The sequence below is a fragment of the Vandammella animalimorsus genome, from assembly GCF_002285265.1.
Taxonomy (GTDB): domain Bacteria; phylum Pseudomonadota; class Gammaproteobacteria; order Burkholderiales; family Burkholderiaceae_C; genus Lampropedia.
On record NZ_NSJB01000003.1, the window covers coordinates 221,296 to 244,414 of the forward strand.

16 protein-coding genes are annotated in these 23,119 nt (G+C 67.6%); 4 read left to right on the forward strand and 12 right to left on the reverse strand.

Annotated features, from left to right (window positions below; translation table 11 throughout):
• Window positions 1–58 precede the first annotated feature (58 nt).
• On the reverse strand, window positions 59–919 hold the full coding sequence (locus tag CK625_RS07095) for a creatininase family protein (protein WP_095539706.1): 861 nt from the start codon (window positions 917–919) through the stop codon (window positions 59–61).
• Between the two features lie 212 nt (window positions 920–1,131).
• On the opposite strand from CK625_RS07095, the gene CK625_RS07100 reads away from it, so the two are divergent.
• Window positions 1,132–3,633, forward strand: a complete 2,502-nt coding sequence (locus tag CK625_RS07100; protein ID WP_238945551.1) for a thioredoxin family protein — start codon at window positions 1,132–1,134, stop codon at window positions 3,631–3,633.
• 394 nt (window positions 3,634–4,027) lie between these two features.
• Here the strand turns inward: CK625_RS07100 and zapE are convergent, their stop codons facing one another.
• On the reverse strand, window positions 4,028–5,125 hold the full coding sequence (gene zapE, locus CK625_RS07105; RefSeq protein WP_095539586.1) for a cell division protein ZapE: 1,098 nt from the start codon (window positions 5,123–5,125) through the stop codon (window positions 4,028–4,030).
• Window positions 5,126–5,294: 169 nt separating this feature from the next.
• On the opposite strand from zapE, the gene xseA reads away from it, so the two are divergent.
• Entirely contained in the window at window positions 5,295–6,737 is a 1,443-nt protein-coding gene (xseA, locus tag CK625_RS07110; RefSeq protein ID WP_095539587.1) for an exodeoxyribonuclease VII large subunit, read from the forward strand.
• A gap of 166 nt (window positions 6,738–6,903) precedes the next feature.
• Here xseA and CK625_RS07115 read toward each other — a convergent pair whose 3' ends face one another.
• The 9 genes from CK625_RS07115 to CK625_RS07155 all read right to left on the reverse strand — a co-directional run bounded on the left by CK625_RS07115 (window position 6,904) and on the right by CK625_RS07155 (window position 16,170).
• Entirely contained in the window at window positions 6,904–7,896 is a 993-nt protein-coding gene (locus tag CK625_RS07115; RefSeq protein ID WP_095539588.1) for a M48 family metalloprotease, read from the reverse strand.
• 71 nt (window positions 7,897–7,967) lie between these two features.
• Entirely contained in the window at window positions 7,968–8,561 is a 594-nt protein-coding gene (locus CK625_RS07120) for a LemA family protein (protein WP_095539589.1), read from the reverse strand.
• Window positions 8,562–8,661: 100 nt separating this feature from the next.
• Window positions 8,662–9,774, reverse strand: a complete 1,113-nt coding sequence (queA, locus tag CK625_RS07125) for a tRNA preQ1(34) S-adenosylmethionine ribosyltransferase-isomerase QueA (protein ID WP_095539590.1) — start codon at window positions 9,772–9,774, stop codon at window positions 8,662–8,664.
• Between the two features lie 254 nt (window positions 9,775–10,028).
• On the reverse strand, window positions 10,029–11,006 hold the full coding sequence (locus CK625_RS07130; protein WP_095539591.1) for a branched-chain amino acid ABC transporter permease: 978 nt from the start codon (window positions 11,004–11,006) through the stop codon (window positions 10,029–10,031).
• Window positions 11,007–11,025: 19 nt separating this feature from the next.
• Window positions 11,026–11,913, reverse strand: coding sequence for a branched-chain amino acid ABC transporter permease (locus CK625_RS07135; protein ID WP_095539592.1), 888 nt, complete (start codon window positions 11,911–11,913; stop codon window positions 11,026–11,028).
• Between the two features lie 138 nt (window positions 11,914–12,051).
• Window positions 12,052–13,254, reverse strand: coding sequence for an ABC transporter substrate-binding protein (locus CK625_RS07140; RefSeq protein WP_095539708.1), 1,203 nt, complete (start codon window positions 13,252–13,254; stop codon window positions 12,052–12,054).
• Window positions 13,255–13,321: 67 nt separating this feature from the next.
• Window positions 13,322–14,512: an ABC transporter substrate-binding protein gene (locus CK625_RS07145; protein WP_238945552.1), complete on the reverse strand. Its 1,191-nt coding sequence runs from the start codon at window positions 14,510–14,512 to the stop codon at window positions 13,322–13,324.
• A gap of 115 nt (window positions 14,513–14,627) precedes the next feature.
• Complete coding sequence (locus CK625_RS07150) at window positions 14,628–15,398, reverse strand: ABC transporter ATP-binding protein (protein ID WP_095539594.1); 771 nt, start codon at window positions 15,396–15,398, stop codon at window positions 14,628–14,630.
• A 1-nt stretch (window position 15,399) separates the two neighbouring features.
• Window positions 15,400–16,170, reverse strand: coding sequence for an ABC transporter ATP-binding protein (locus CK625_RS07155; protein ID WP_095539709.1), 771 nt, complete (start codon window positions 16,168–16,170; stop codon window positions 15,400–15,402).
• Window positions 16,171–16,406: 236 nt separating this feature from the next.
• Between CK625_RS07155 and mutS the strand changes: the two genes are divergently transcribed.
• Window positions 16,407–19,121, forward strand: coding sequence for a DNA mismatch repair protein MutS (mutS, locus tag CK625_RS07160; RefSeq protein ID WP_238945553.1), 2,715 nt, complete (start codon window positions 16,407–16,409; stop codon window positions 19,119–19,121).
• 45 nt (window positions 19,122–19,166) lie between these two features.
• Here mutS and CK625_RS07165 read toward each other — a convergent pair whose 3' ends face one another.
• The gene (locus CK625_RS07165; RefSeq protein ID WP_095539711.1) at window positions 19,167–20,795 is read right to left on the reverse strand and encodes a peptide chain release factor 3; all 1,629 of its coding nucleotides are present in this window, start codon (window positions 20,793–20,795) and stop codon (window positions 19,167–19,169) included.
• 1,095 nt (window positions 20,796–21,890) lie between these two features.
• Here CK625_RS07165 and CK625_RS07170 point away from each other — a divergent pair.
• Complete coding sequence (locus CK625_RS07170; RefSeq protein ID WP_095539595.1) at window positions 21,891–23,003, forward strand: high-affinity branched-chain amino acid ABC transporter substrate-binding protein; 1,113 nt, start codon at window positions 21,891–21,893, stop codon at window positions 23,001–23,003.
• Window positions 23,004–23,119 lie beyond the last annotated feature (116 nt).

Consider the following 23,119-nt stretch of genomic DNA (forward strand, 5'->3'; position numbering starts at 1 on the left):
CGGCAGCCCCCCGAATCCACCTGGTTTTACCCGCCGTGCAAAGACCTTGGGCAGGCTTTCAGGGCATGGGCCAATCCAGCGCGCTGATCTCCTGCGCCAGCGCCAGCAGCTCGCTGGCGGCCTGCTGCACCAGCAGCGCGCCCTTGGCGGCGCTGGCGGCCAGGGCGTTGCCCGCTGCGCCCTGGCGGTTGTAGTCCTGCATCATCCAGCCCATCTTGGCGCTGTGGCCGTTGCCCAGGATGCGGTAGCGCTGCGCGCGTTGCTCGGCGCTGGTGCGAAAGTGCTGCGCCTGGGCCATGCACACCTGCTCGGGGTGCAGGTGCAGCATGATGGACGTTTCTTCCTCGCCGCCGTGGATGCCAAAGCGCGCCTCATGCGCGCTGGTCTGCGCCTGTGGCGCCTGGCTGCGCGGCAACTGGTACCAGCTGCTGCTGTAGGTCAGCAAGCCATGCGCCTGGCGCAGCTGGCGCGCCACGATGTCCATCACACTGGTCTGCCCGCCATGGCTGTTGAACAGCAGCAGGCGCTGCACGCCGCTGGCGGCCACGCCGGCACCAATGTCGTTCCACAGCGCCAGAATGGTGCTGGCCGACAGGCTCAGCGTGCCGGCAAAGGCGGCGTGTTCGGGGCTGAAGCCAATGGCCTGCAGCGGCAGGAACAGCACCGGCGGGCGCTGCGCCGGCGGCTGTTGCGCCCAGAGCTGCTGCGCCGCCTGCACAATACCGCGCGTGATCGCGGCATCGACGCCCAGCGGCAGGTGCGGGCCATGCTGCTCGGTCGCGCCCAGCGGCAGCACTGCCACGGTGCGCGCCAGCAGCGCCGTGCCGGCGCGGGCGCTGAAGTCGCGGGTGCTCAGGGCGTCCCACTGGCAGCTGGGCCAGGCGTCGGGCTCGGGGGCGGGCGGTGTGGCGGCGGACATGGCCGGCATTATCGGCCTTGCCAGCCCGCTCAAAGGCGCTCGGCACGGAACCTGGCGCGGCCTGTGCGCTCCAAGCGCGCCGGGCCCCTGCCCGGCGCCCTGCCCGACCCTTTGCCCGGCCCCTGCCCAATTCCTCGGCAGCGCCGCCCGGGCATGGCGCCATGCGTGAATATGAACAGTGAAGAATTGCAGTGAAAAACCACCATCCGATCGTGAATGAAGCATCCCCCCGCCCGCTGCGGGCCCAGGCCCTGACGGGGCAGGCCCGGCGGCAATGGCGCGCCGCGCTGCCGGCGCTGGCCTGGCTGGCCGCGTTGCTGCCCACAGCGCAGGCCCAGCAGCAGCCCATTGCGCCCAGCCAGGCGCCCGCGGCCTTGGAGCTGGCCGCCGCCGCGGCGCAGACCCCATCGCCGGCCCCGCTGGCGCTGCGCCTGAACGGCAGCAGTGCGGCAGCGGCCGAGGTGCGCACGCCGCACGTGCACGCCCGGCTGCTGGCCGATGCGCCCGAGGGCATTGCGCCGGGGCGCAGCTTCAGCCTGGGCCTGCTCATCGACCATGCGCCGCAATGGCATACCTACTGGCAAAACCCGGGCGATTCGGGCATGGCCACCGAGCTGCACTGGCAACTGCCCGATGGCTGGCAGGCCAGCGGCATCGCCTGGCCGGTGCCGCAAAAGCTGCGCATCGGCGAGCTGGCCAACTACGGCTACGAGCAACAAGTGCTGCTGCCGGTGCGCATTGAATTGCCCGCCCACTGGCAGCCCGGCGGCGCCAGCCAGGTGGAGATCGGCCTGGAGGCCAGCTGGCTGGTGTGCCGGCTCGAATGCATTCCCGAGCAGGGCAGCTTTCGCCTGAGCCTGCCGCTGGACGTGCCGCTGCAGGCGCATGCGGCGCAGTTTGCGCAGGCCCGCGCCGAATTGCCGCAGGCGCTGCCCGATGCCAGCGGCAGCGCCGCCGCGCAGGGCGAACGCCTGAGCCTGCGCGTGCAAGGGCTGCCCGCCGCGCTGCATGGCCAGCAGCTGGAGGTGTTTGCGCAGCAGCCGCAGGTCATCGCCCACGGCGCGCGCGCCGGGCAAGGCTGGCAGCAGCGCTGGGAGCAGGGCAGCTGGGTGGCCGAGCTGCCGCTCTCGCCCGATCGCGAAGACAGCCCGGCCACGCTCGATCTGCTGCTCACGCCGCTGGCGCGCAGCGAAGGCGGCCAGTGGGATCCGCAGGCGCACGACAGCGCCAGCGCCGGCCCCAAGGGCTGGGCCGTGCAAGTGCCCGTCACCGCCGGCTGGCGCAGCGCCGATGCGCTGGCCCTGCCCGCTGCCAGCACCCCGCCTGCCGCCTCCAGCGCCTCCGGCATGTCCGGGGATGGCGCAGGCCCGGGCGCTGGCACAGGCACAGGTACAGGCAGCAACGCCGCTGGCACGGCCACAACCCCGGCTGCGCCAGCCCCGTCGGCCGCGCTGGACTGGAGCCTGTCGCGCTGGGGCCTGATGCTGCTGCTGGCCATGCTCGGCGGTGCCGTGCTCAACCTCATGCCCTGCGTATTCCCGGTGCTGGCCATCAAAGCGCTGGCGCTGGCGCGCTACGGCAAGGACCGCACCGCCCAGCGCCAGAGCGCCTGGGCCTATGGCGCTGGCGTGGTGCTGTCCTTTGCCGCCATGGGCGCGCTGGTCATGGCGCTGCGCGCCGGCGGCGCGCAACTGGGCTGGGGCTTTCAACTGCAATCGCCCTGGTTCGTCGCCGCCTTGACGGTGCTGTTCACCGTCATGGGCCTGGCGCTGGCCGGCGTGATCGGCCTGCAGCTGTGGCTGCCCGCCGCCTGGCGCGGCGGGGCCACGCCGGGCGCGGCGCGCTCGCCCGTGCTCGAATCGCTGGGCGCGGGTGTGGTGGCGGTGCTGGTGGCCTCACCCTGCACCGGCCCCTTCATGGGCGCGGCGCTGGGCGCCACGCTGAGCCTGCCGGCCTGGGCGGCGCTGGCCATCTTCGTGGCCATCGGCGTGGGCATGGCCCTGCCCTTCATGGCGCTGGTGTGGTTCCCCGCGCTGCTCGATCGCCTGCCCCGGCCCGGCGCCTGGATGGAAACCTTCCGCACCGCCATGGCCTTCCCGATGTTTGCCACCGTCGTCTGGCTGCTGTGGGTGCTGGCCAGCCAGGTCGGCAGCAACGCCATGATCGCCTGGCTGTTCGCGCTGTGGGCGCTGTGCTTTGCGCTGTGGCTGCTGGGCAAGCGCCCGGCGCTGCAGCGCGGCCTGGCGCTGCAGGCGCTGTGGCTGCTGGCGCTGGCCGTGCCGCTGGCCGTGGCCGCCAGCGGCGGGCGCTACTTCAGCCAAAGCACGGCCGCCGCGCCCGAGGCCCAGGCGTTGGGCGCCCCAGCCGCCGCGCAGGGCTGGCAGCCCTGGTCGGCCCAGGCCCAGGCGCAGGCCCTGGCCGACGGCCAGCCGGTGTTCGTCGATTTCACCGCCAGCTGGTGCATCACCTGCCAATACAACAAGGCCACCACCCTGGCCGATGCCGAGGTGCTGGCCGACTTCCGCGCCGCCAATGTGCGCCTGCTGCGCGCGGACTGGTCGCGCCAGAGTCCGGAGATCACCGCCGAGCTGCAGAAACTGCAGCGCAACGGCGTGCCCACCTACGCGCTGCACGCGCCAGGCCAGCCGCCGCAAGTGCTGACCGAAATCCTCGACAAGCAGGCACTGCGCGCCCAGTTGCAGGCATTGCGCTGAGGACTTGGGCCTGTTGTTCAACCCGCAGCCTGCCACGGCCGCCAGCGCCGGCCAGGCCAGGCTTTGCGGGCGCGGCAGAGCGCCCAAATCCGCTTGATTGCCTGCTGCACCCAGGCCTTGATCAGGCTCTTAGAGCAGTTTCGATTCTTATGAAGACATTTCCTGCAAGCGCCGCCTTCTCTCGTTCTCGTCACACCCGCGAAGGCGGGTGTCCAGTTGCGACGCTGACAGGGGCGACGCTGACGGGGCGGCGCTGCCGTTGGCCAATCCCCTCTCGTGCGCAAGGGTGGTGCTGGATGCCCGCCTTCGCGGGCATGACGAGAGCGACTTGCGAGATGGCGATGCCAGCCAGCGGCCAGGTCTTGGATTTGTCAACGCTCAAGCAGAACACGCTCTAGGTCAGGCTGGTATCGACCACGCGCTTTTGCAGCGCCAGGTATTCCTGCGACTGCATTTCGTTCAGGCGCGAGACGGTGCGCGGGAACTCGTGCGCCAGCGGGCCTTGCAGATAAAGCTGCTCGGGCGCGACGGCGGCCGAGACCATCAGCTTGACGCTGCGGTCGTAGAGCACGTCCACCAGCCAGGTAAAGCGCCGCGCCTCCGAGGCCAGGTTGACCGACATCTGCGGGATGTCCGAGACCAGCACGGTGTGGAACTGGTTGGCGATCTCCAGATAGTCGTTCTGCGAGCGCGGGCCGCCGCACAGTTGCCTGAAGTCGAACCAGATCACGCCGCCAGCGCGGCGCTTGGCCGGGATGCTGCGCGACTCGATGCGCATCAGCGGCTCCTCGTCGGCGCTTTCGGCCAGTTGCTCGAAGGCTGCGGCCATGGCGGCGTCGGCCTCGGGGCCGTTGGGGCAGTGGTAGAGCTGCACGTGCTGCAGCGTGCGGCGGCGGTAGTCGGTGCCGTTGTCCACGTTGACCACTTCCATGCGCTCGTTGAGCAGGGCGATGGCCGGCAGGATGCGATCGCGGTGCAGGCCGTTGGGGTAGAGCTCATCGGGCCTGAAGTTGGACGTGGTGACAAAGCCCACGCCGTTGTCGAACAGCGCCAGCAGTAGCTTGTAGAGGATCATCGCGTCCGTGATGTCGGCCACGTGGAACTCATCAAAGCAGATCAGCTTGTAGCGCTTGGCAATGCGCGCGCCCAGCACGTCCAGCGGGTTTTGCGTGCCCTGCAGGGCGTGCAGCTCGCGGTGCACCTCGCGCATGAACTCATGAAAATGCAGCCGCACCTTGCGCTGAATCGGCACCTGCTGGAAAAAGCATTCCATCAAAAAACTCTTGCCGCGCCCCACGCCGCCGTACATGTACACGCCCTGCGGGATGTCGGGGCGGTTGAGCAGCTTCTTGAAGCGGTTCGAGCGCTTGCTCTTGTAGGCCGCCCACTCCTCGGCGCAGCGCTGCAGCGCCTGCACCGCGCGCAGCTGCGCCGGATCGGCCTGATAGCCCTTTTCCGCCAAACTGGCCTGATAGGCCTCTCGCACATCCATGCCTGTGTCACCTTCTGTTGTTGCGCCACGCCCTGCGGCCAAGCGGGCGATTGTCCCATAGCCCCGGCGCGCAGCCGCGCACGGCCCTGAGCCAGCCAGCGGCGACAATAGCCGCCTTGCACAGACCGCCACAGTCCCCACCCGCCGACACACTGCCGCCGCCCGCCCCATGCCCAGCCAAGACCCCTTCAGCCCCTGGCGCGCCGCAGGCGATGCCCACGACAACGCCGCCGCGCCGAGCGCCGCCCAGCGAGCGCCCGGCGCCAGGGTCTGGCCAGTGGGCGCGCTGTGCCTGGCCATTGGCGACGCACTGCAGGCGCGCTTTGGCGCCGTGGCCGTCGAAGGCGAAATCAGCGGCCTGAGCCGCGCCGCCAGCGGACACCTGTACTTCGCTCTCAAGGACGCCCAGGGCCAGCTGCGCTGCGCCATGTTCCGCCGCGCCGCGCAACTGGCCGCCTTCGAGCCGGCCGAGGGCGACCGCGTCATCGTGCAGGGGCGCGTCAGCGTCTACGGCCCGCGCGGCGACCTGCAGCTGGTGGTCGAGAGCATGCGCCGCGCCGGCCTGGGCAGCCTGTACGAGCAATTCCTGCAACTGAAGCAACGCCTGCAGCAAGAGGGCCTGTTCGACGCCGCGCGCAAGCGCCCGCTGGCGGCGCTGCCGCGCGGCCTGGCCATCGTCACCTCGCCCAACGCCGCCGCGCTGCACGACGCGCTCAGCGCGCTGCGCCGCCGCGCGCCGCACGTGCCCGTGCTGCTGGCGCCGGCCCTGGTGCAGGGCGCGGGCGCGCCGGCCTCGCTGCGCGCGGCGCTGGCCCAGCTCTACGAGGGCATCGCCCAGGGCCGGCTGCGCCGCGCCGATGGCCAGCCGCTGCACATCGACACCATCTTGCTGGTGCGCGGCGGCGGCTCCATCGAAGACCTCTGGGCCTTCAACGACGCCGAGCTGGCGCGGCTGATCGTGCAAAGCCCGGTGCCGCTGGTGGCCGGCATCGGCCACGAGACCGACTTCACCATCGCCGACTGGTGCGCCGACCTGCGCGCGCCCACGCCCACCGCCGCCGCCGAGCTGGCCGCCCTGCCCCGCCAGCAGCTGCTGCAAGCCTTGCGGCACAGCCACGACCGCCTGACCCAGGCGCTGGACCGCTACGGCATGGAGCAGCAGCGCCGCCTGCAATGGGCCGGCCACATGCTGGCGCGCCCCTCGGCGCTGCTGGCGCAGCACGCCGCGCAGCTGCAACGCAACGCCCAGCGCCTGCGCCACAGCGGCCAGCAACAGCTCGGGCGCCAGGCGCTGCGCCTGCAACAGCACGGCGCGCAATGGCCGCGCGCACTGCAGGCCAGCCTGCAGGCGCAGCAACAGCGCCTGGCCCAGGCCGCGCTGCGGCTGCGCATGCTCGACCCGCAACAGGCGCTCGAACGCGGCTACGCCATCCTCAGCACCGCGCAGGGCGAGATCGTGCGCGAACCCGCGCAACTGCAGCCCGGCCAAACCATCACCGCCCGGCTGGCCCAGGGCAGCGCCACGCTGCAGGTGCCACCGCACACGCCTCGCGCGTCGCCACACCCCCAGCCCAAACCCCCACCAGCGCCGCAGCAAAAGCTGCCGTTTTGAGAGCCTGCTCAAAGTCTCGGTCGAGTGGCAAGAAGCGATTTGGAATGGGCTGCAAGGCGCAAAACACCGCCATAGTCACAGCAATGGCGAGGCTTTTCGGGGCCACAGACCGCCCCACCCCGCTTTCATGCCGACCGTGCAGAGATTTTGAGCAAGGCTCTGTGCCTCAAAACCGCACTGGCTGCTGCAGGCGCAGCAGGCGCTGCTCTATGGGCGGGTGGCTGTCGAGCCAGCGCGCCAGGCGGCCATAGAAATCTTCGCTGGGGGCAATCCACAGGTGCGCAACGGCCAGGCTTTCCGCGCCGCTGCCCATCAGTTCCAGGTCTGCGAGGCGGTTGCGCGGCACGTCGTGGGGCAGGTTGTGCGCGCCGATCTTGCGCAGCGCGCCGGCCAGGCCACGGCTTTGGCGCGTCCATTCGACGGCCCGCGCATCGGCCAGGTATTCGCGCTGGCGCGAGATGCCCGCCTGCAACGCGCAGCCGGCCAGCCAGCCCAGCAGCCCGGCATAGCGCATCAGGCCGCCGAACAGGCGCGCCGCCCACAAGCCCGAATGCGCCAGCGTGCGACCATAGCCATAGACCATTTGCAGGCCGAAGACCATGGCCGCCAGCTGCATGTTCAGTGCGGTATCGCCTTCACGGATGTGGCTGAGCTCGTGCGCGACCATGCCTTGCAACTCATCGCGCTCGAGCTCGGCCAGCGCCTCGGCCGTGACCAGCACGGCCTGATCGCCGCGCCGCCAGCCAGCGGCCAGTGCGTTGATCTGCGCACTGCGATCCAGCACCATGATGGCCGGAGCGGGCATGCGCGCGGCCACGCACAGCTCCTGCACGACGTTGATGTAGACCTGCTCGCGCGGCTGCGCGGCATCGGCCATGCGCCCGCCCAGGCGCCGCGCCAGGGCCACGCCGCCGCCTTGCTGCAGATGGCTGTGCTCCAGCCACCAGCCTCCCAGGATCAGCAACAGCGCCATGCCTGTGTTGCTCCAGAAGAAACCACGCGGCCTGGCATCGAAATCCAGCAGCCATTGCAGCAGCCACAGCGGCAGGCTGAGCATGGCATGCACGCCCAGCGCCACCAGCGGCAGCACCAGCCAGAAGCCCAGGCGCAACCAGCCGCTGGTGCGGCGCGAGTGGCGTTGCTGGCGGCGAAATCCCATGGCCTTTGCCCTTCATCGCCCAGCGCAGGCGCTGTGCCTGCCCGGCCTGTGGATGGGAATGCGCAAGATGCTCAAAACCGCACCTTGGGCGCCTGGCGCTCTTGCTCGCTGCTGGTGGATTCGAGCATGGGCAGGCTGGCAAAGCGCGCCAGCGCCGCAATCAAATTGGAGGGGAAAGACTGCGTAGCGTTGTTGTAGGCCAGCACGGTGTCGTTGTAAGCCTGGCGGGCAAAGCCGATGCGGTTCTCGCTGCTGGCGATTTCTTCGCTCAGGCGACGCATTTCGCCATCGGCCTTGAGCTCGGGGTAGCCCTCGGCTACGGCCATCAGCCGGCCCAGGCCGGCGCCGAGCACGGCCTCCGCCCCGGCCAGCGCCTGCAGCGCGCTGCCGTCACCGGCGTGGGCGCGGGCCTGCCGCGCCGCGCTGATGGCTTGGTTGCGCGCCTCGGTGACGGCCTGCAGGGTCTCGCGCTCGTGCTGCATGTAGGCGCGCGCCACTTCGACCAGGTTGGGGATCAGGTCGTAGCGGCGCTTGAGTTGCACGTCGATCTGTGCGTAGGCGTTCTTGACCTCGTTGCGCAGCGCAATGAAGCGGTTGTAGGTGGCCACGGCCCAGACCAACAGCAGGGCCAGCAGGACGAGGATCACGATGGTGGTGGTGGACATGGCGCGGCCTCCTCAACAAATCCAGTGACAGACCTGCAGCCTGTGCGCAGGCAGACTGCAGAAAACGCAGCCCGATTATCACATGTGATCTATCACATGACTACCGGATTTGATGCTCTGGCGGGCCCGGCTGCCCGGCATCGCGGCGGGTTAGCAACATGCTGTCGCCGTAGCTGAAGAAGCGGTATTGCTGGGCGATGGCGTGCTGGTAGAGCGCACGCACGCGTTCGTAACCGGCAAAGGCGCTGACCAGCATCATCAGCGTGCTCTTGGGCAGGTGGAAGTTGGTCAGCAGCAGATCGACGACCTGGAATGCAAAGCCCGGGCGGATGAAGATTTGCGTCTCGCCCTCGGTCTGGCCGGTCTGCGCCCAGCTCTCCAGCGCGCGCACCGAGGTCGTGCCCACGGCCACGATGCGCCCGCCGCGGGCGCGGCAGGCGGCCATGGCCGCCAGGGTTTCGGGCGGGATGTGGTAGCGCTCGCTGTGCATGCGGTGCGCGTCCAGGTCTTCGGTCTTGACGGGCTGGAAGGTGCCCGCCCCAACGTGCAGCGTGATGGCCGTGCGCTCGATGCCAGCGGCCTGCAGCGCCGCCAGCGTGGCCTCATCGAAATGCAGGGCCGCCGTGGGCGCGGCCACGGCGCCAGGGGCGCGCGCGAACACGGTCTGGTAGCGCTGCGCGTCCTGCGCGGCGTGCGGGTCGTCGCCCTGGGCCTGCTGGCGCTCGATGTAGGGCGGCAGTGGCAAATGGCCCAGCCGCTCCATCAGATCCCAGGCGCTCTGGCCGGGCGGCGCCAAGAGGCGCAGGCGAAACAGCGGCCCCTGCTCGTCCGGGTAGCGGCCCAGCAATTGGGCATCGAAGCCGCCTTGCTCGCGCCCGCCGGCAAAGTGCAGCAGCGCGCCGACGGCGGGCTTTTTGCTCACGCGCAGGTGCACGGCCACTTCGTCGCCTGGCAGCACGCGCTCGACGAGGATTTCCAGCCGGCCGCCGCTGGCCTTGTGGCCAAACAACCGCGCCTTGACGACCTTGGTGTCGTTGAACACCAGCAGGTCACCGGCGCGCAGCAGGCCGGGCAATTGGTGGAACACACGATCGACCGGCGGCCAGCTGCGCCCATCGAGCAAACGCGCCGCGCTGCGCTGCGCTGCGGGGTGATGGGCGATGAGCTGCTCGGGCAGCGCGTAGTCGAAATCGGCCAGGGTGTAGGAAGGCATGGGCGGCAAAGGCGCCCATCGGGCGCGGCAGGTGGCACTTACTTGAGCTGCGGCAGCGCCTTGCCTGGGCAATGCCATGGCAAAGCTGCGGCGATGGGCGCAATAGGCGCGATAGGGGCGCGATGGGCGCAAGGCCGCCGATTGTAGGAGCGCCGCCAAGTCGCGCACGGCCGGCGCGCGTGGCATGGCCCCATGCAAAAGCCCCCGCAGCCAGTGCAGGCGGCGGGGGCTTTGTGGGGCCGGTGCGGGATGCTTCAGCGCTTGCGCTGCAGCAGCGCGATGGCTTCGCCCACGATGCCGCGGCGGAACAGCAGCACGCAGACGACAAAGATCAGGCCGGTGACGATGGTCACCGATTCGCCCAGCGAGCGGAACCATTCGATCTGGGTGAGCGAGGCGATCCACTCACCCCATTCGCCCACCTTGTTCTCGATGGCCACGACCACCACCGCGCCCACCAAGGGGCCGAGCATGGTGCCCATGCCGCCCACCAGCGTCATCAGCACGGCATGGCCGGACATGGCCCAGTGCACGTCGGTCAGCGTGGCAAAACCCAGCACCAGGGTCTTGAGCGCGCCGGCCAGGCCCGAGAGCGCGGCCGAGAGCACGAACACCAGCAGCTTGAAGCGGTTGGTGTCATAGCCCAGGGAGATGGCGCGCGGCTCGTTCTCCTTGATGCCGTGCAGCACGTGGCCAAAGGGCGAATGCACGATGCGCATGATGAACAAGAAGGCCACGGCCACGATGGCCAGGGTCACGTAGTACATGGTCAGGTCGCTGCTCAGGTCAAGCATGCCCAGCAGCTTGCCGCGCGGCACGCCCTGCAGGCCGTCCTCGCCGCCGGTGAACTTGGCCTGCAGCCAGACGAAGTACAACATCTGCGCCAGCGCCAGGGTGATCATCGTGAAGTAAATGCCCTGGCGCTTGATGGCCAGATAGCCCATGACCAGGCCGAGCAGCGCGCCAAAGGCCGTACCCAGCAGCAGACCCAGTTCGGGCGGCACGCCCCAGACTTTGAGCGAGTGGCCGGTGATGTAGGCCGCACCGCCCAGAAAAGCTGCGTGACCGAACGAGAGCATGCCGGTGTAGCCGAACAGCAGGTTGAAGGAGCAGGCAAACAGCGCGAAGCAAAACAGCTTCATCATGAAGATCGGATAAGCGCCGATGTGGGGCGCGGCGATCAGAGCCAGCAGCAGCGCCGCATAGCCGACGGCAACGAATGTCTTGTTCATAGTCTTGATTCCCGCCTTGTCATTGTTCCTTGCCAAACAAACCGGCAGGGCGCACCAGCAGCACGATGGCCATGATGACGAACACCACCGTGGACGAGGCTTCTGGATAGAACACACGGGTCAGGCCCTCGACCACGCCCAGCAGCAGGCCGGTGACGATGGAGCCCATGATGGAGCCCATGCCACCGATCACCACCACGGCGAAGACGGTGATGATGAGGTTCTGCCCCATCAATGGCGAGACCTGGTAGATCGGCGCAGCCAGTACGCCGGCAAAGGCCGCCAGTGCCACGCCGAAGCCGTAGGTCAGTGTGATCATCAGCGGCACGTTGATGCCGAAGGCCTCCACCAGGCGGGGGTTCTCGGTGCCGGCGCGCAGGTACGAGCCCAGGCGCGTCTTCTCAATCATGAACCAGGTGAACAGGCACACCGCCAGCGAGGCCACGACCACCCAAGCGCGGTACTTGGGCATGAACATGAAGCCCAGGTTCACGCCGCCCTTGAGCAAATCAGGCGTGCCGTAGCTCAGGCCGGAGACGCCATAGGCCGAACGGAACGCGCCCTCGATCAACAGCGTCAGCCCCAGTGTCAGCAACAGGCCATAGATGTGGTCGAGCTTGTAGATCCAGCGCAGAAAGAAGCGTTCGAGCACGATGCCAAACAGCCCCACCACCACGGGCGCGCCCACCAGCATCACCCAGTAGTTGATGCCCAGGTAGTTGGCGGCCATCCAGGCCACGACAGCGCCCATCATGAACAGCGCACCATGGGCAAAGTTGATGACGTTGAGCAGGCCAAAGATCACAGCCAGGCCAAGGCTGAGAATGGCGTAGAACGAACCATTGACCAGCCCCAGCAAAAGCTGGCTCAACAGGGCGGGCAGCGGTACTCCGAAAATGGTATCCATGGCAAAGATGCACTGGGTTGATCAGGCGCGAGACAATCGCTGGGGCCTGCTGCGCGGAGGCAATCAGCAGGCTAAGGCGCGCGCAAGCGCGCCACAAGAGCCAGGGCGCCGGGCAAGCCGGCGCCCCGCGCTACGGCGTCACTTCCAGAGCGCGCACTTGGTTTCTTCTTTCTTGAAGAACACCTCGCTGGCGGGCAGGGTCTTGACCACCTTCAGGTAATCCCACTCGCGCTTGGACTCGGCCGGCTTCTTCACCTCGACCAGGTACATGTCGTGCGCGTAGCGGCCATCGGGGCGGATCGTGCCCTTGGCATAGAAGTCGCTCAGCTCCTTGCCGCGCAGCACGGCGTTGACTTTTTCAGTCTCCAGCGTGCCTGCTTCCTCAACGGCCTTGAGGTAGTTCATCACAGCCGAGTAGTTGGCCGCGTGGATGGAAGTGGGCATGCGCTTGGCCTTTTCATAGAACTTCTGCGCCCAGGCGCGCGAGGCCTCGTCCTGATCCCAGTACCAGCTGGTGGTGAACTGCAGGCCCTTGGTGGACTCCAGCCCCATGCTGTGGATGTCGGTCAGGAACAGCAGCAAGCCAGCGAGCTTCATCGAGCCCGTGATGCCAAACTCGTTGGCAGCCTTGATGGTGTTGATGGTGTCGCCACCGGCATTGGCCATGCCCAGCACTTTGGCGCCAGAGGTCTGCGCCTGCAGCAGGAAGGAAGAGAAATCCGAAGCATTGAGCGGATGGCGCACATTGCCCTTGACCTCGCCGCCAGCGGCCTTGACGGTGGCGGCCGTGTCTTTTTCCAGCGCGTGGCCGAAGGCGTAATCGGCCGTCAGAAAGAACCAGCTCTTGCCGCCTTCTGCCACCACGGCCGAGCCCGTGCCACGCGCCAGGGCCATGGTGTCGTAGGCGTAGTGGATGGTGTAGGGCGCGCACTGCTCATTGGTGAAGGCCGTCGAGCCTGCGCCATTGACCAAATACAGCACGTTCTTTTCCTTGGTGATGGCGTTAACGGCCAAGCCTGCGCTGGAGTTGGTGCCGCCCAGAATCATCGACGCCTTTTGCGTGTCGATCCACTCGCGCACCTTGGCCGCAGCGATGTCGGCCTTGTTCTGGTGGTCGGCCGTGACCAGCTCGATGGGCTTGCCCAGCACCTTGCCGCCGAAATCGTCGATGGCCATCTGCGCTGCCAGCGCGCCGTTCTTGCCGTCCACGTCCGAGTACAGGCTGGACATGTCGGTGGCAAAGCCGATCACAACCTTGTCCTGCGCGTGGGCTGCAGTCACCAGGCCGGCGCCCAGCAGCGCCACGGCAGAGGCGGCAATGGCAGTCAATGGGGTTTTCATCATGATGGATCTCCTGTTCATCGCATGACAAAGTGGAAAAAACTGGGGGTGGGGTGGGCGCGCGCCATCACTTCCACAGCGCGCACTGGCTTTCTTCTTTCTTGAAGAAGACTTCGTTGCCCGGCAGGGTCTTGACGACCTTCAGATAGTCCCAGGGGCGTTGAGACTCCTGCGGCTTCTTGACCTCCACCAGGTACATGTCGTGCTCATAGCGGCCATCGGGGCGGATCCTGCCCTTGGCGTAGAAGTCGCTCAGCTCCTTGCCGCGCAGCACGGCGTTGACTTTTTCGGTCTCCAGCGTGCCTGCTTCCTCAACGGCTTTGAGGTAGTTCATCACGGCCGAGTAGTTGGCCGCGTGGATGGAGGTGGGCATGCGCTGGGTTTTTTCATAAAACCTCTGCGCCCAGGCGCGCGAGGCGTCGTCCTGATCCCAGTACCAGCTGGTGGTGAATTGCAGGCCCTGCGTGGTCTGCAGCCCGGCGCTGTGGATATCGGTAATGAACAGCAGCAAGCCAGCCAGCCTCATGCTCTTGGTGATGCCAAATTCGTTGGCTGCCTTGATGGTGTTGATGGTGTCGCTGCTGGCATTGGCCATGCCCAGAATCTTTGCGCCCGAGCTTTGCGCCTGCAGCAGGAAGGAGGAGAAATCCGAGGCGTTGAGCGGATGGCGCACGCTGCCCTTGACCTCGCCGCCGGCGGCCTTGACGGTGGCGGCCGTGTCTTTTTCCAGCGCGTGGCCGAAGGCGTAATCGGCCGTCAGGAAAAACCAGCTCTTGCCGCCGTCCTGCACGATGCCCGAGCCTGCGCCGCGCGCCAGCGCCATGGTGTCGTAGGCGTAATGGATGGTGTAGGGCGCGCATTGCTCGTTGGTCAGCACGGTGGAGCCCGCGCCATTGACCATGTACAGCACCTTCTTTTCCTTGGTGATGGCGTTGACGGCCAGCGCCGCGCTGGAGTTGGAGCCGCCCAGAATCATCGACGCCTGTTGCGTGTCGATCCACTCGCGCACCTTGGCCGCAGCGATGTCGGCCTTGTTCTGGTGATCGGCCGCGGCCAGCTCGATGGGCTTGCCCAGCACTTTGCCGCCAAAATCGTCGATGGCCATCTGCGCGGCCAGCGCGCCGTTCTTGCCGTCCAGATCGGCATACAGGCTGGACATGTCGGTGACGAAGCCGATGACGAGCTTGTCCTGCGCCTGGGCTGCGCCCATCGCGCCAGCAGCCACCAACAGGCTGCCCATTGCGGTCAATGCGCTCATTGCGGTTTTCATGGTGACGCCCTCCTTTGCAACGGTTCTTGCACGGTTGAAAAAACAGCGAAAAAGCCCAGGTGTTCCGTCAACAGCCACAGCGGCGGCGCGCCAATGCGCGCGCTCACACGCCCAGCAGCTCGTTGAGCAAATCCATCTTCTCCTGCAGCTGCGCGGCCTCGAAGTGCTCGATGACCTCGCCATGCTCGATGACGTAGAAGCGGTCGGCCAGCGGCGCGGCAAAGCGGAAGTTCTGCTCCACCATCACCACGGTATAGCCCTTGGCGCGCAAGGTGCTGATCATGCGCGCCAGCGCCTGCACGATCACCGGCGCCAGGCCTTCGGAGATTTCATCGAGCAGCAGCAGATTGGCGCCCGTGCGCAGGATGCGCCCCACGGCCAGCATCTGCTGCTCGCCGCCCGAGAGGCGCGTGCCTTGGCTGTGGCGGCGCTCCTGGAGGTTGGGGAACATGGCGTAGATCTCTTGCACGCTCATGCCCGCCTCCTGGCCCTTGCCCACGCTGCCGCCCAGCGCGCGCACGAAGCCCACGCCCAGCACGGGCGGCAGCAGCAGGTTTTCCTCAGCCGTCAGGCTGGAGAAGATGCCCCGCTCCTCAGGGCAGTAGCCAATGCCCAGGTGCGCGATGCGGTGCGTGGCCATGCCCACGGTCTCCACCCCGTTGACCTTGATGGAGCCGCTGCGCTTGCCGATCAGGCCGGTGATGGCCCGCAGGATCGAGGTGCGGCCCGCGCCGTTGCGGCCCAGCAGGGTAACGACCTCGCCGCGGCGCACCTGCAGGTTCACGCCGTGCAGCACGTGCGATTCGCCGTACCAGCCGTGCAGATTGTTGATTTCCAGGGCCAGCGGCGCCTGGCTTGCGCTGGTGCTCGTCATGTCAGTGCGCTCCTTGCAGTTGGCCTTCGCTCGTGCCCATGTAGGCCTCCATCACGCGCGGATCCTGCGAGACCTGCTCGTAGTTGCCCTCGGCCAGCAGCGCGCCGCGCTGCAGCACCGAAATGCGGTCGGCAATCGTCGAGACCACCTTCATGTTGTGCTCGACCATCAAGATGGTGCGGCCCTTGGAGACCTCCTTGATCAGCGCCGTGACGCGATCCACGTCTTCGTGGCCCATGCCCTGCGTGGGCTCGTCCAGCAGCATCAGCTCGGGCTCCATGGCGAGCGTGGTGGCGATCTCCAGCGCGCGCTTGCGGCCATACGGCAGGTTGACGGTGATCTCATCGGCCAGCTCGCGCAGCCCCACCTCGCCCAGCAATTGCAGCGCGCGGTCGTTGAGCTGATCGAGCGTGCGCTCGCTCTTCCAGAAGTGGTATTGCGTGCCCAACTGGCGCTGCAGCGCAATGCGCACGTTCTCCAACAAGGTCAGATGCGGGAACACGGCCGAGATCTGAAACGAGCGGATCACGCCGCGTCGCGCAATCTGCGCCGGCTTCTCGCCCGTGATGTCAATGCCGTTGAAAGTGATGGTGCCGCGCGTGGGCACGAGAAACTTCGTCAGCAGGTTGAAGCAGGTGGTCTTGCCGGCCCCATTGGGCCCGATCAGCGCATGGATATGACCGCGCTGGACCTGGAGGTTGACCTGGTCCACGGCGGTGAAGCCCTTGAACTCCTTGGTCAGATTCTGCGTTGCAAGAATGATGTCACTCATGGCCAAAAACGCGCCTGTGAAACGATGGTCGCCATTGCCCAAACAAGATTGTTGAACAAATCGTCAAAGCGTTTAAGCATACAGCCAATCAGACGCCATTGAAGCCAGCGCATATATGGGAAAACCCTTGGGATGCCTGCCCATGCCGGGCCGCAGCAAAGCCGCAGCCCGTGGCATGGGCGCTGCTTCTACAATCCAGCGCCCGATCCCTCGACAGCCTGTCCGCGCCTGCTGCCATGAACAACACCGCCGCCCCCTGCCCTGCCGACGCCAAGCCCGAGCTGGCCGGCCACACGCCGATGATGGCGCAATACCTCTCGCTCAAGGCCCAGCATCCGCACACGCTGCTGTTCTACCGCATGGGCGATTTTTACGAGATGTTCTATGAAGACGCGCACAAGGCCGCGCGTTTGCTGAACATCACGCTCACGCAGCGCGGCCAGTCCGCCGGGCAGCCCATCCCCATGGCCGGCGTGCCGTTCCACTCGGTCGAAACCTATCTGGCGCGGCTGATCAAGCTGGGCGAATCGGTGGCCATTTGCGAGCAGGTCGGCGACCCGGCCGCCAGCAAAGGGCCGGTCGAGCGCAAGGTGGTGCGCGTGGTCACGCCCGGCACGCTGACCGACAGCGCCTTGCTGCCCGACAAGCACGAGGCCGTGCTGCTGGCCATCAGCGAGGCCAGCGGCGCGCGCGCGCGCAGCCAGGCCGGCGGCGCCCAGTACGGCCTGGCCTGGATGAGCCTGACCCAGGGCATCGTGCACCTGGCGCAGTGCCCGGCGGCGGCACTCGACGCCTGGCTGGAGCGCATCGGCGCGGCCGAGGTGCTGCTCAGCGCCGGCGCAAGCAGCGCGCTGGAGGAGGCCTTGCGCCAGCGCCAGCAGGCCGGCGGCGGCGCTGGCGGCTGCGCGCTGCAAACCGTGCCGGCCTGGCAGTTCGACGCCACGCTGGGCGCCAACAAGCTCAAGGAGCTGCTGCAGGCGGCCAGCCTGCAGGCCTGGAGCGCCGAGGCCCTGCCGCTGGCGCACGCGGCCAGCGCCGCGCTGCTGCACTACGCCGCCCACACCCAGGGGCGCGAGGTGCCGCACCTGCAGCGCATCAGCGTGGAGCGCGACGACGCCGTGATCCACCTGCCGGCCACCACGCGCCGCAACCTGGAGCTGGTGCACACCCTGCGCGGCGAGGCCGGCCCCACGCTGCTGTCGCTGCTGGACAGCTGCGTCACCAGCCTGGGCAGCCGCCAGCTCAAGGCCTGGCTGCTGAACCCGCCGCGCGCGCGCGATGCGGCCGTGCAGCGCCTGGCGCACATCGGCGCGCTGCGCCAATGGCAGGGCGACGGCGCCCAGGCGCTGTGGCAGCACTACCGCCAGCAGCTGCAGGGCGTGGCCGACGTCGAGCGCATCGGCGCGCGCATCGCGCTGGAGCAGGCGCGCCCGCGCGAGCTGGTGGCCCTCAAGCACACGCTGCGCCAGGCCCAGGCGCTGGCCGAGGCCAGCGGCCATGCGGCGCTGCAGGATGTGCTGCAGGCCCTGACGCCCCCGGGCGAGGTCATCGCCCTGCTGCAGCAGGCCCTGCTGGAAGAGCCCGCCGCGCTGGTGCGCGATGGCAACGTCATCGCCCGCGGCTTCGATGCCACGCTCGATGAACTGCGCGACATCCAGAACAACGCCGACGGCTTTTTGCTGGCGCTGGAGGCGCGCGAGCGCGAGCGCACCGGCATCGCCAACCTGCGCGTGCAATACAACAAGGTGCACGGCTTTTACATCGAGGTCACGCAGGCCCAGCTGGAGAAGGTGCCCACCGAATACAAGCGCCGCCAGACGCTGAAGAACGCCGAGCGCTTCATCACGCCCGAGCTCAAGGCCTTCGAGGACAAGGCCCTCTCGGCGCAGGAGCGCGCGCTGGCGCGCGAGAAATGGCTCTACCAACAACTGCTGGCGCAACTGCAGCCGCACGTGCCGGCGCTGCAGCGCGTGGCGGCGGCGCTGGCGCAGCTCGATGCGCTCAGCGCGCTGGCCGAGCGCTCGGTCACGCTGAACTGGTGCGCGCCGCAATTTGCCATCGAGCCGTGCATCGACATCGAGCAAGGCCGCCACCCGGTGGTCGAGATGCGCCTGGCCGAAACCACGCAGGCGGCCTTCATCGCCAACGACACGCGCATGGGCGGGCGCACGCGCATGCAAATCATCACCGGCCCGAACATGGGCGGCAAATCGACCTACATGCGTCAGGTGGCGCTGATCGTGCTGCTGGCCAGCATGGGCAGCTACGTGCCGGCGCAAAGCTGCCGCCTCGGCCCCATCGACGCCATCCACACCCGCATCGGCGCGGCCGACGACCTGGCCAACGCGCAATCGACCTTCATGCTGGAGATGACCGAGGCCGCGCAAATCCTGCACAGCGCCACGGCGCATTCGCTGGTGCTGATGGACGAGATCGGGCGCGGCACCTCCACCTACGACGGCCTGGCGCTGGCCGGCAGCATCGCCAGCCACCTGCACGACAAGACGCGCGCCTTCACGCTGTTTGCCACGCATTACTTCGAGCTCACCGAGCTGCCCGCACAACTGCCGCACGCGGTGAACATGCACGTGGCCGCCGCCGAAAGCGGCAGCCGCATCGTGTTCCTGCACGAGCTGCAGCCCGGCCCGGCCAGCCGCAGCTACGGCATCCACGTGGCCAAGCTGGCGGGCATGCCCGCCGCGCTGCTGCACCAGGCGCGCGCCACGCTCGAGCGCCTGCAGGCCCAGCAACAGCCGCAACAGGCCCAGGCCGATTTGTTCAGCCCGCCGCCCGCGGCGCTCGAAGCTGCCGAGGCAGGCAGCGCCGGCAGCGCACAGGACGCCGCCGCCACCCAGGCCCTGGCCCAGCTGCAGACGCTGGACGTGGACGCCCTGACGCCACGCCAGGCGCTGGAGCAGCTCTATGCCCTCAAGGAGCTGTTGGCCCCCTGATGCGCCGCAGCGCAGGGCGCGCAGGAAACCCGCAGGCGGCGATGCTCAGCCGGCCTGCAGCTCCAGCCCGGCGTGCTCGCGCAGCGGGTGGAAGGTGATTTTCGGGAAGCGCTCCTGCGCCAGGCGCACGTCGTAGGGGCTGGTGCACATATAGGCCAGCGCGCCGGCGGCGTCGTGCGCCATGCGCAGCGGGTAGGCGTTTTCGAACTGGCGCAGCGCCTCCGGGGTTTCGGCCGTGATCCAGCGCGCGCTGGTGTACTGGCTGGGCTCCAGCCGCACTTCGGCGTCGTATTCGGTCTTCAGGCGGTGCTGCACCACTTCGAATTGCAACTGCCCCACCGCGCCCAGCAGCATATTGCCGCCCGCATCGGGTTTGAAGACCTGGATCGCCCCCTCCTCGCCCAATTGCAACAAGCCCTGCTGCAACTGCTTGGTGCGCAGCGGGTTTTTCAGCACCACGGTGGCGAACATTTCCGGCGCAAAAAACGGCAGGCCGGTGAATTGCAGATTCGCGCCGTCGGTGATGGTGTCGCCCAGCTGCACGCCGCCGTGGGTGGTGAAGCCGATGATGTCGCCCGCAAAGGCTTCTTCCACGGCCTCGCGGCGCTGGCTCATGAAGGTGACGACGCTGGTGGGGCGCAGCTCCTTGCCGGTGCGCTGCACTTTCATCTTCATGCCGGGCTTGTACTGGCCGCTAGCCACGCGCACGAAGGCGATGCGGTCGCGGTGGTTGGCGTCCATGTTGGCCTGCACCTTGAAGACCACGCCGGAAAAGGCCTTGTCCTCGGGGCGGATGGTGGTTTCCGTGGCCTCGCCACTCTTGGCGATCAGGCGGCTGATGCGCGGGCCGGGCGGGGGCGACATGTCCACCACGGCGTCCAGCACCTCCATCACGCCAAAGTTGTTCACGCCCGAGCCGAAGAACACGGGCGTGAGCTTGCCGGCCAGAAACGCCTCATGGTCCCACTCGGCCGATGCGCCCTGGGCCAGCTCCATGCTCTCCAGCGCATCGTCAAAGGTTTTGCCAAAGCGCGCACGCAGTTTGTCGGCCTCAGCCAAGGGGATGACTTCAAAATCCTGCGGGCGCTTTTCGGTGCCGGCCTGGAACACCGTCATGCTTTGCGTGCGCAGGTTGATGATGCCGCCAAAGCTCTTGCCCTGGCCCACGGGCCAGGTGATGGGGCAGCAGGGCATGCCCAGCTCGCGCTCCACTTCGTCGAGAATGTCCAGCGGGTCGCGCACCTCGCGGTCCATCTTGTTGACGAAGGTGATGATGGGCGTGTCGCGCTGGCGGCAGACTTCGATCAGGCGGCGCGTTTGCGCCTCCACGCCGTTGGCCGCGTCGATCACCATCAGCGCCGAATCCACGGCGGTGAGCACGCGGTAGGTGTCCTCGGAGAAGTCCTTGTGGCCGGGCGTGTCCAGCAGGTTGATGACGTGGTCGCGGTAGCTCATCTGCATCACGCTCGATGCCACCGAGATGCCGCGCTGCTTTTCGATCTCCATCCAGTCGGACGTGGCGTGGCGGCTGGCTTTGCGGCCCTTCACGGCCCCGGCGATCTGAATCGCGCCGGAGAACAGCAGCAGCTTTTCGGTCAGCGTGGTTTTACCCGCGTCCGGGTGGGAGATGATGGCAAAGGTGCGGCGGCGGCGGGTTTCTTTGGCGTAGGTCACGGCAGAAGGCTGGGGCAGGCAGGCCAGCGCGCCAAGGCTGGCGCTCAAGGCAAAACAAAAGCGCGCTATTTTAAGAACCTGTGCACAGCCCCCGCGCCCGGCTGGCTGGCAAGAGGCAGTGAAGCGGCGTCGATGGGCTGCAAGGCGAAAAACGCAGCCGCACCGGGTGGCCCGGCGAGGCTTTGCAGGCGCGGCAGACCGCCCAAATCCACTTGATTACCCGCCGTCCATGTAAAGCGTTCGACCAAGCTCAGAGCTTGGTCCAGGCCTGTGTGCGGCGGGCAACAAGTGGTTTGGGATGGACTGCAAGGCGCAAAACGCAGCCGGGCCGGGTGCCCGGCGAGGCTTTGCGGGCGTGACAGACCGCCAAAATTCGCTTCCATTGCACCGCCTCCTCACAGAGCCTTTGACCAAGCTCAGAGCTTGGTCAAGGCCTGGGTGCAGCGGGCAACAAGTGGTTTGGGATGGCTGCAAGGCGCAAAACGCAGCCGGGCCGGGTGCCCGGCGAGGCTTTGCGGGCGTGACAGACCGCCCAAATTCGCTTCCATTGCACCGCCTCCTCACAGAGCCTTTGACCAAGCTCAGAGCTTGGTCCAGGCCTGTGTGCGGCGGGCAACAAGTGGTTTAGGATGGCTGCAAGGCGCAAAACGCAGCCGGGCCGGGTGCCCGGCGAGGCTTTGCGGGCGTGACAGACCGCCAAAATTCGCTTCCATTGCACCGCCTCCTCACAGAGCCTTTGACCAAGCTCAGAGCTTGGTCAAGGCCTGGGTGCAGCGGGCAACAAGTGGTTTGGGATGGCTGCAAGGCGCAAAACGCAGCCGGGCCGGGTGCCCGGCGAGGCTTTGCGGGCGTGACAGACCGCCCAAATTCGCTTCCATTGCACCGCCTCCTCACAGAGCCTTTGACCAAGCTCTTAGGGTAATCCTGCCCATGACAAGCCCCATGACGCACAGCACAATACGCCCCCCAGCCGCGCTGCCCCCCAGCGTGGCATTTTGATGGCGGCCTGCTGCCTGCCTTTGGCGGCCCCGGCCACTGAGCTGTGCAGCCGCCTGCACGACACAACACTTCGACACTCACAAGGAGCTTCTCAGCATGATGCTTTCCTGGCGCACCCCCGTGCTGGCTGCGGCGGCCGCACTTTGCCTGGGCGGCGCGGCCCTGGCCGCGGACACGATCAAGATCGGCATTCCCCAGCCCATGACCGGGCCCAACACGCAGTACGGCGATCAGATTCAGGCCGGGGCCCTGACGGCCATCGAAACCATCAACGCCGCCGGCGGCGTGGTGGGCCGCAAGCTCGAGCCCATCCTGATCGACGACGGCTGCGAGCCCAAGCAGGCCGTGCCGGCGGCCAACCAGGTGGTGAACTCCGGGGCGCGCTACGCGGTGGCGCACGCCTGCTCGGGCACCACCATCCCGGCCGTGCCGATCTATGAGGAAGAGCAGATCGTCACCATCACGCCCGGCGCCACCAACCCGGCCGTGACCGACACCATCAAGCCGCATTTCTTCTTCCGCACCATTGGCCGCGACGACCAGCAAGGCCCGTTTGCCGCGCAGTACATCGCCGAGAAGCTCAAGCCCAAGAGCGTGGTGGTGCTGCACGACAAGCAGTCCTACGGCGCGGGCGTGGCCACGCAGGTGCGTGATGCGCTGCAAAAGCATGGCGTCAACATCAGCCTGTTCGAGAGCATCAACGTGGGCGACAGCGACTACTCGGCCATCATCACCAAGCTCAAGACCATGGCGCCGGATCTGGTCTATTTCGGCGGCTATCACCCGGAGCTGGGCCTGCTGCTGCGCCAGGCGCGCGAGCAAGGCCTGCAGGTGCAGTTCATGGGCCCGGAGGGCACGGCCAACCAGGATCTGGTGGCCATTGCCGGCCCGGCCATCGAGGGCCTGCTGGTGACGCTGCCGGCGGACTTCACCAAGCGCCCGGAAAACGCCGACATCGTCAAGGCCTTCCGCGATGCCAAGCGCGACCCGGACGGCGCCTTCCAGATGCCAGCCTATGCCGCCGTGGAGCTGCTGGCCACCGCCATCAAGGCCGTGGGCGACAACCCGGAGAAAGTGGCCGACTACCTGCACGCCGGCAGCTTCGACACCTCGATCGGCCGGGTCGAGTTCGATGCCAAGGGCGACCTGAAGAACTTCGAGTTTGCCGTCTACCAATGGGACAAGGCCGGCGGCAAAAAGCAGCTGTAAACAGACAGACGACGCCTTCTTAGTTCTGCCCGCAGCGCGCCTGCCAGGCGCCACCCGCCGCAGCGCGCGCCATCCTCCCACAAAGGGATTCCGAAGCCGGCGCCAGCCACACGCTG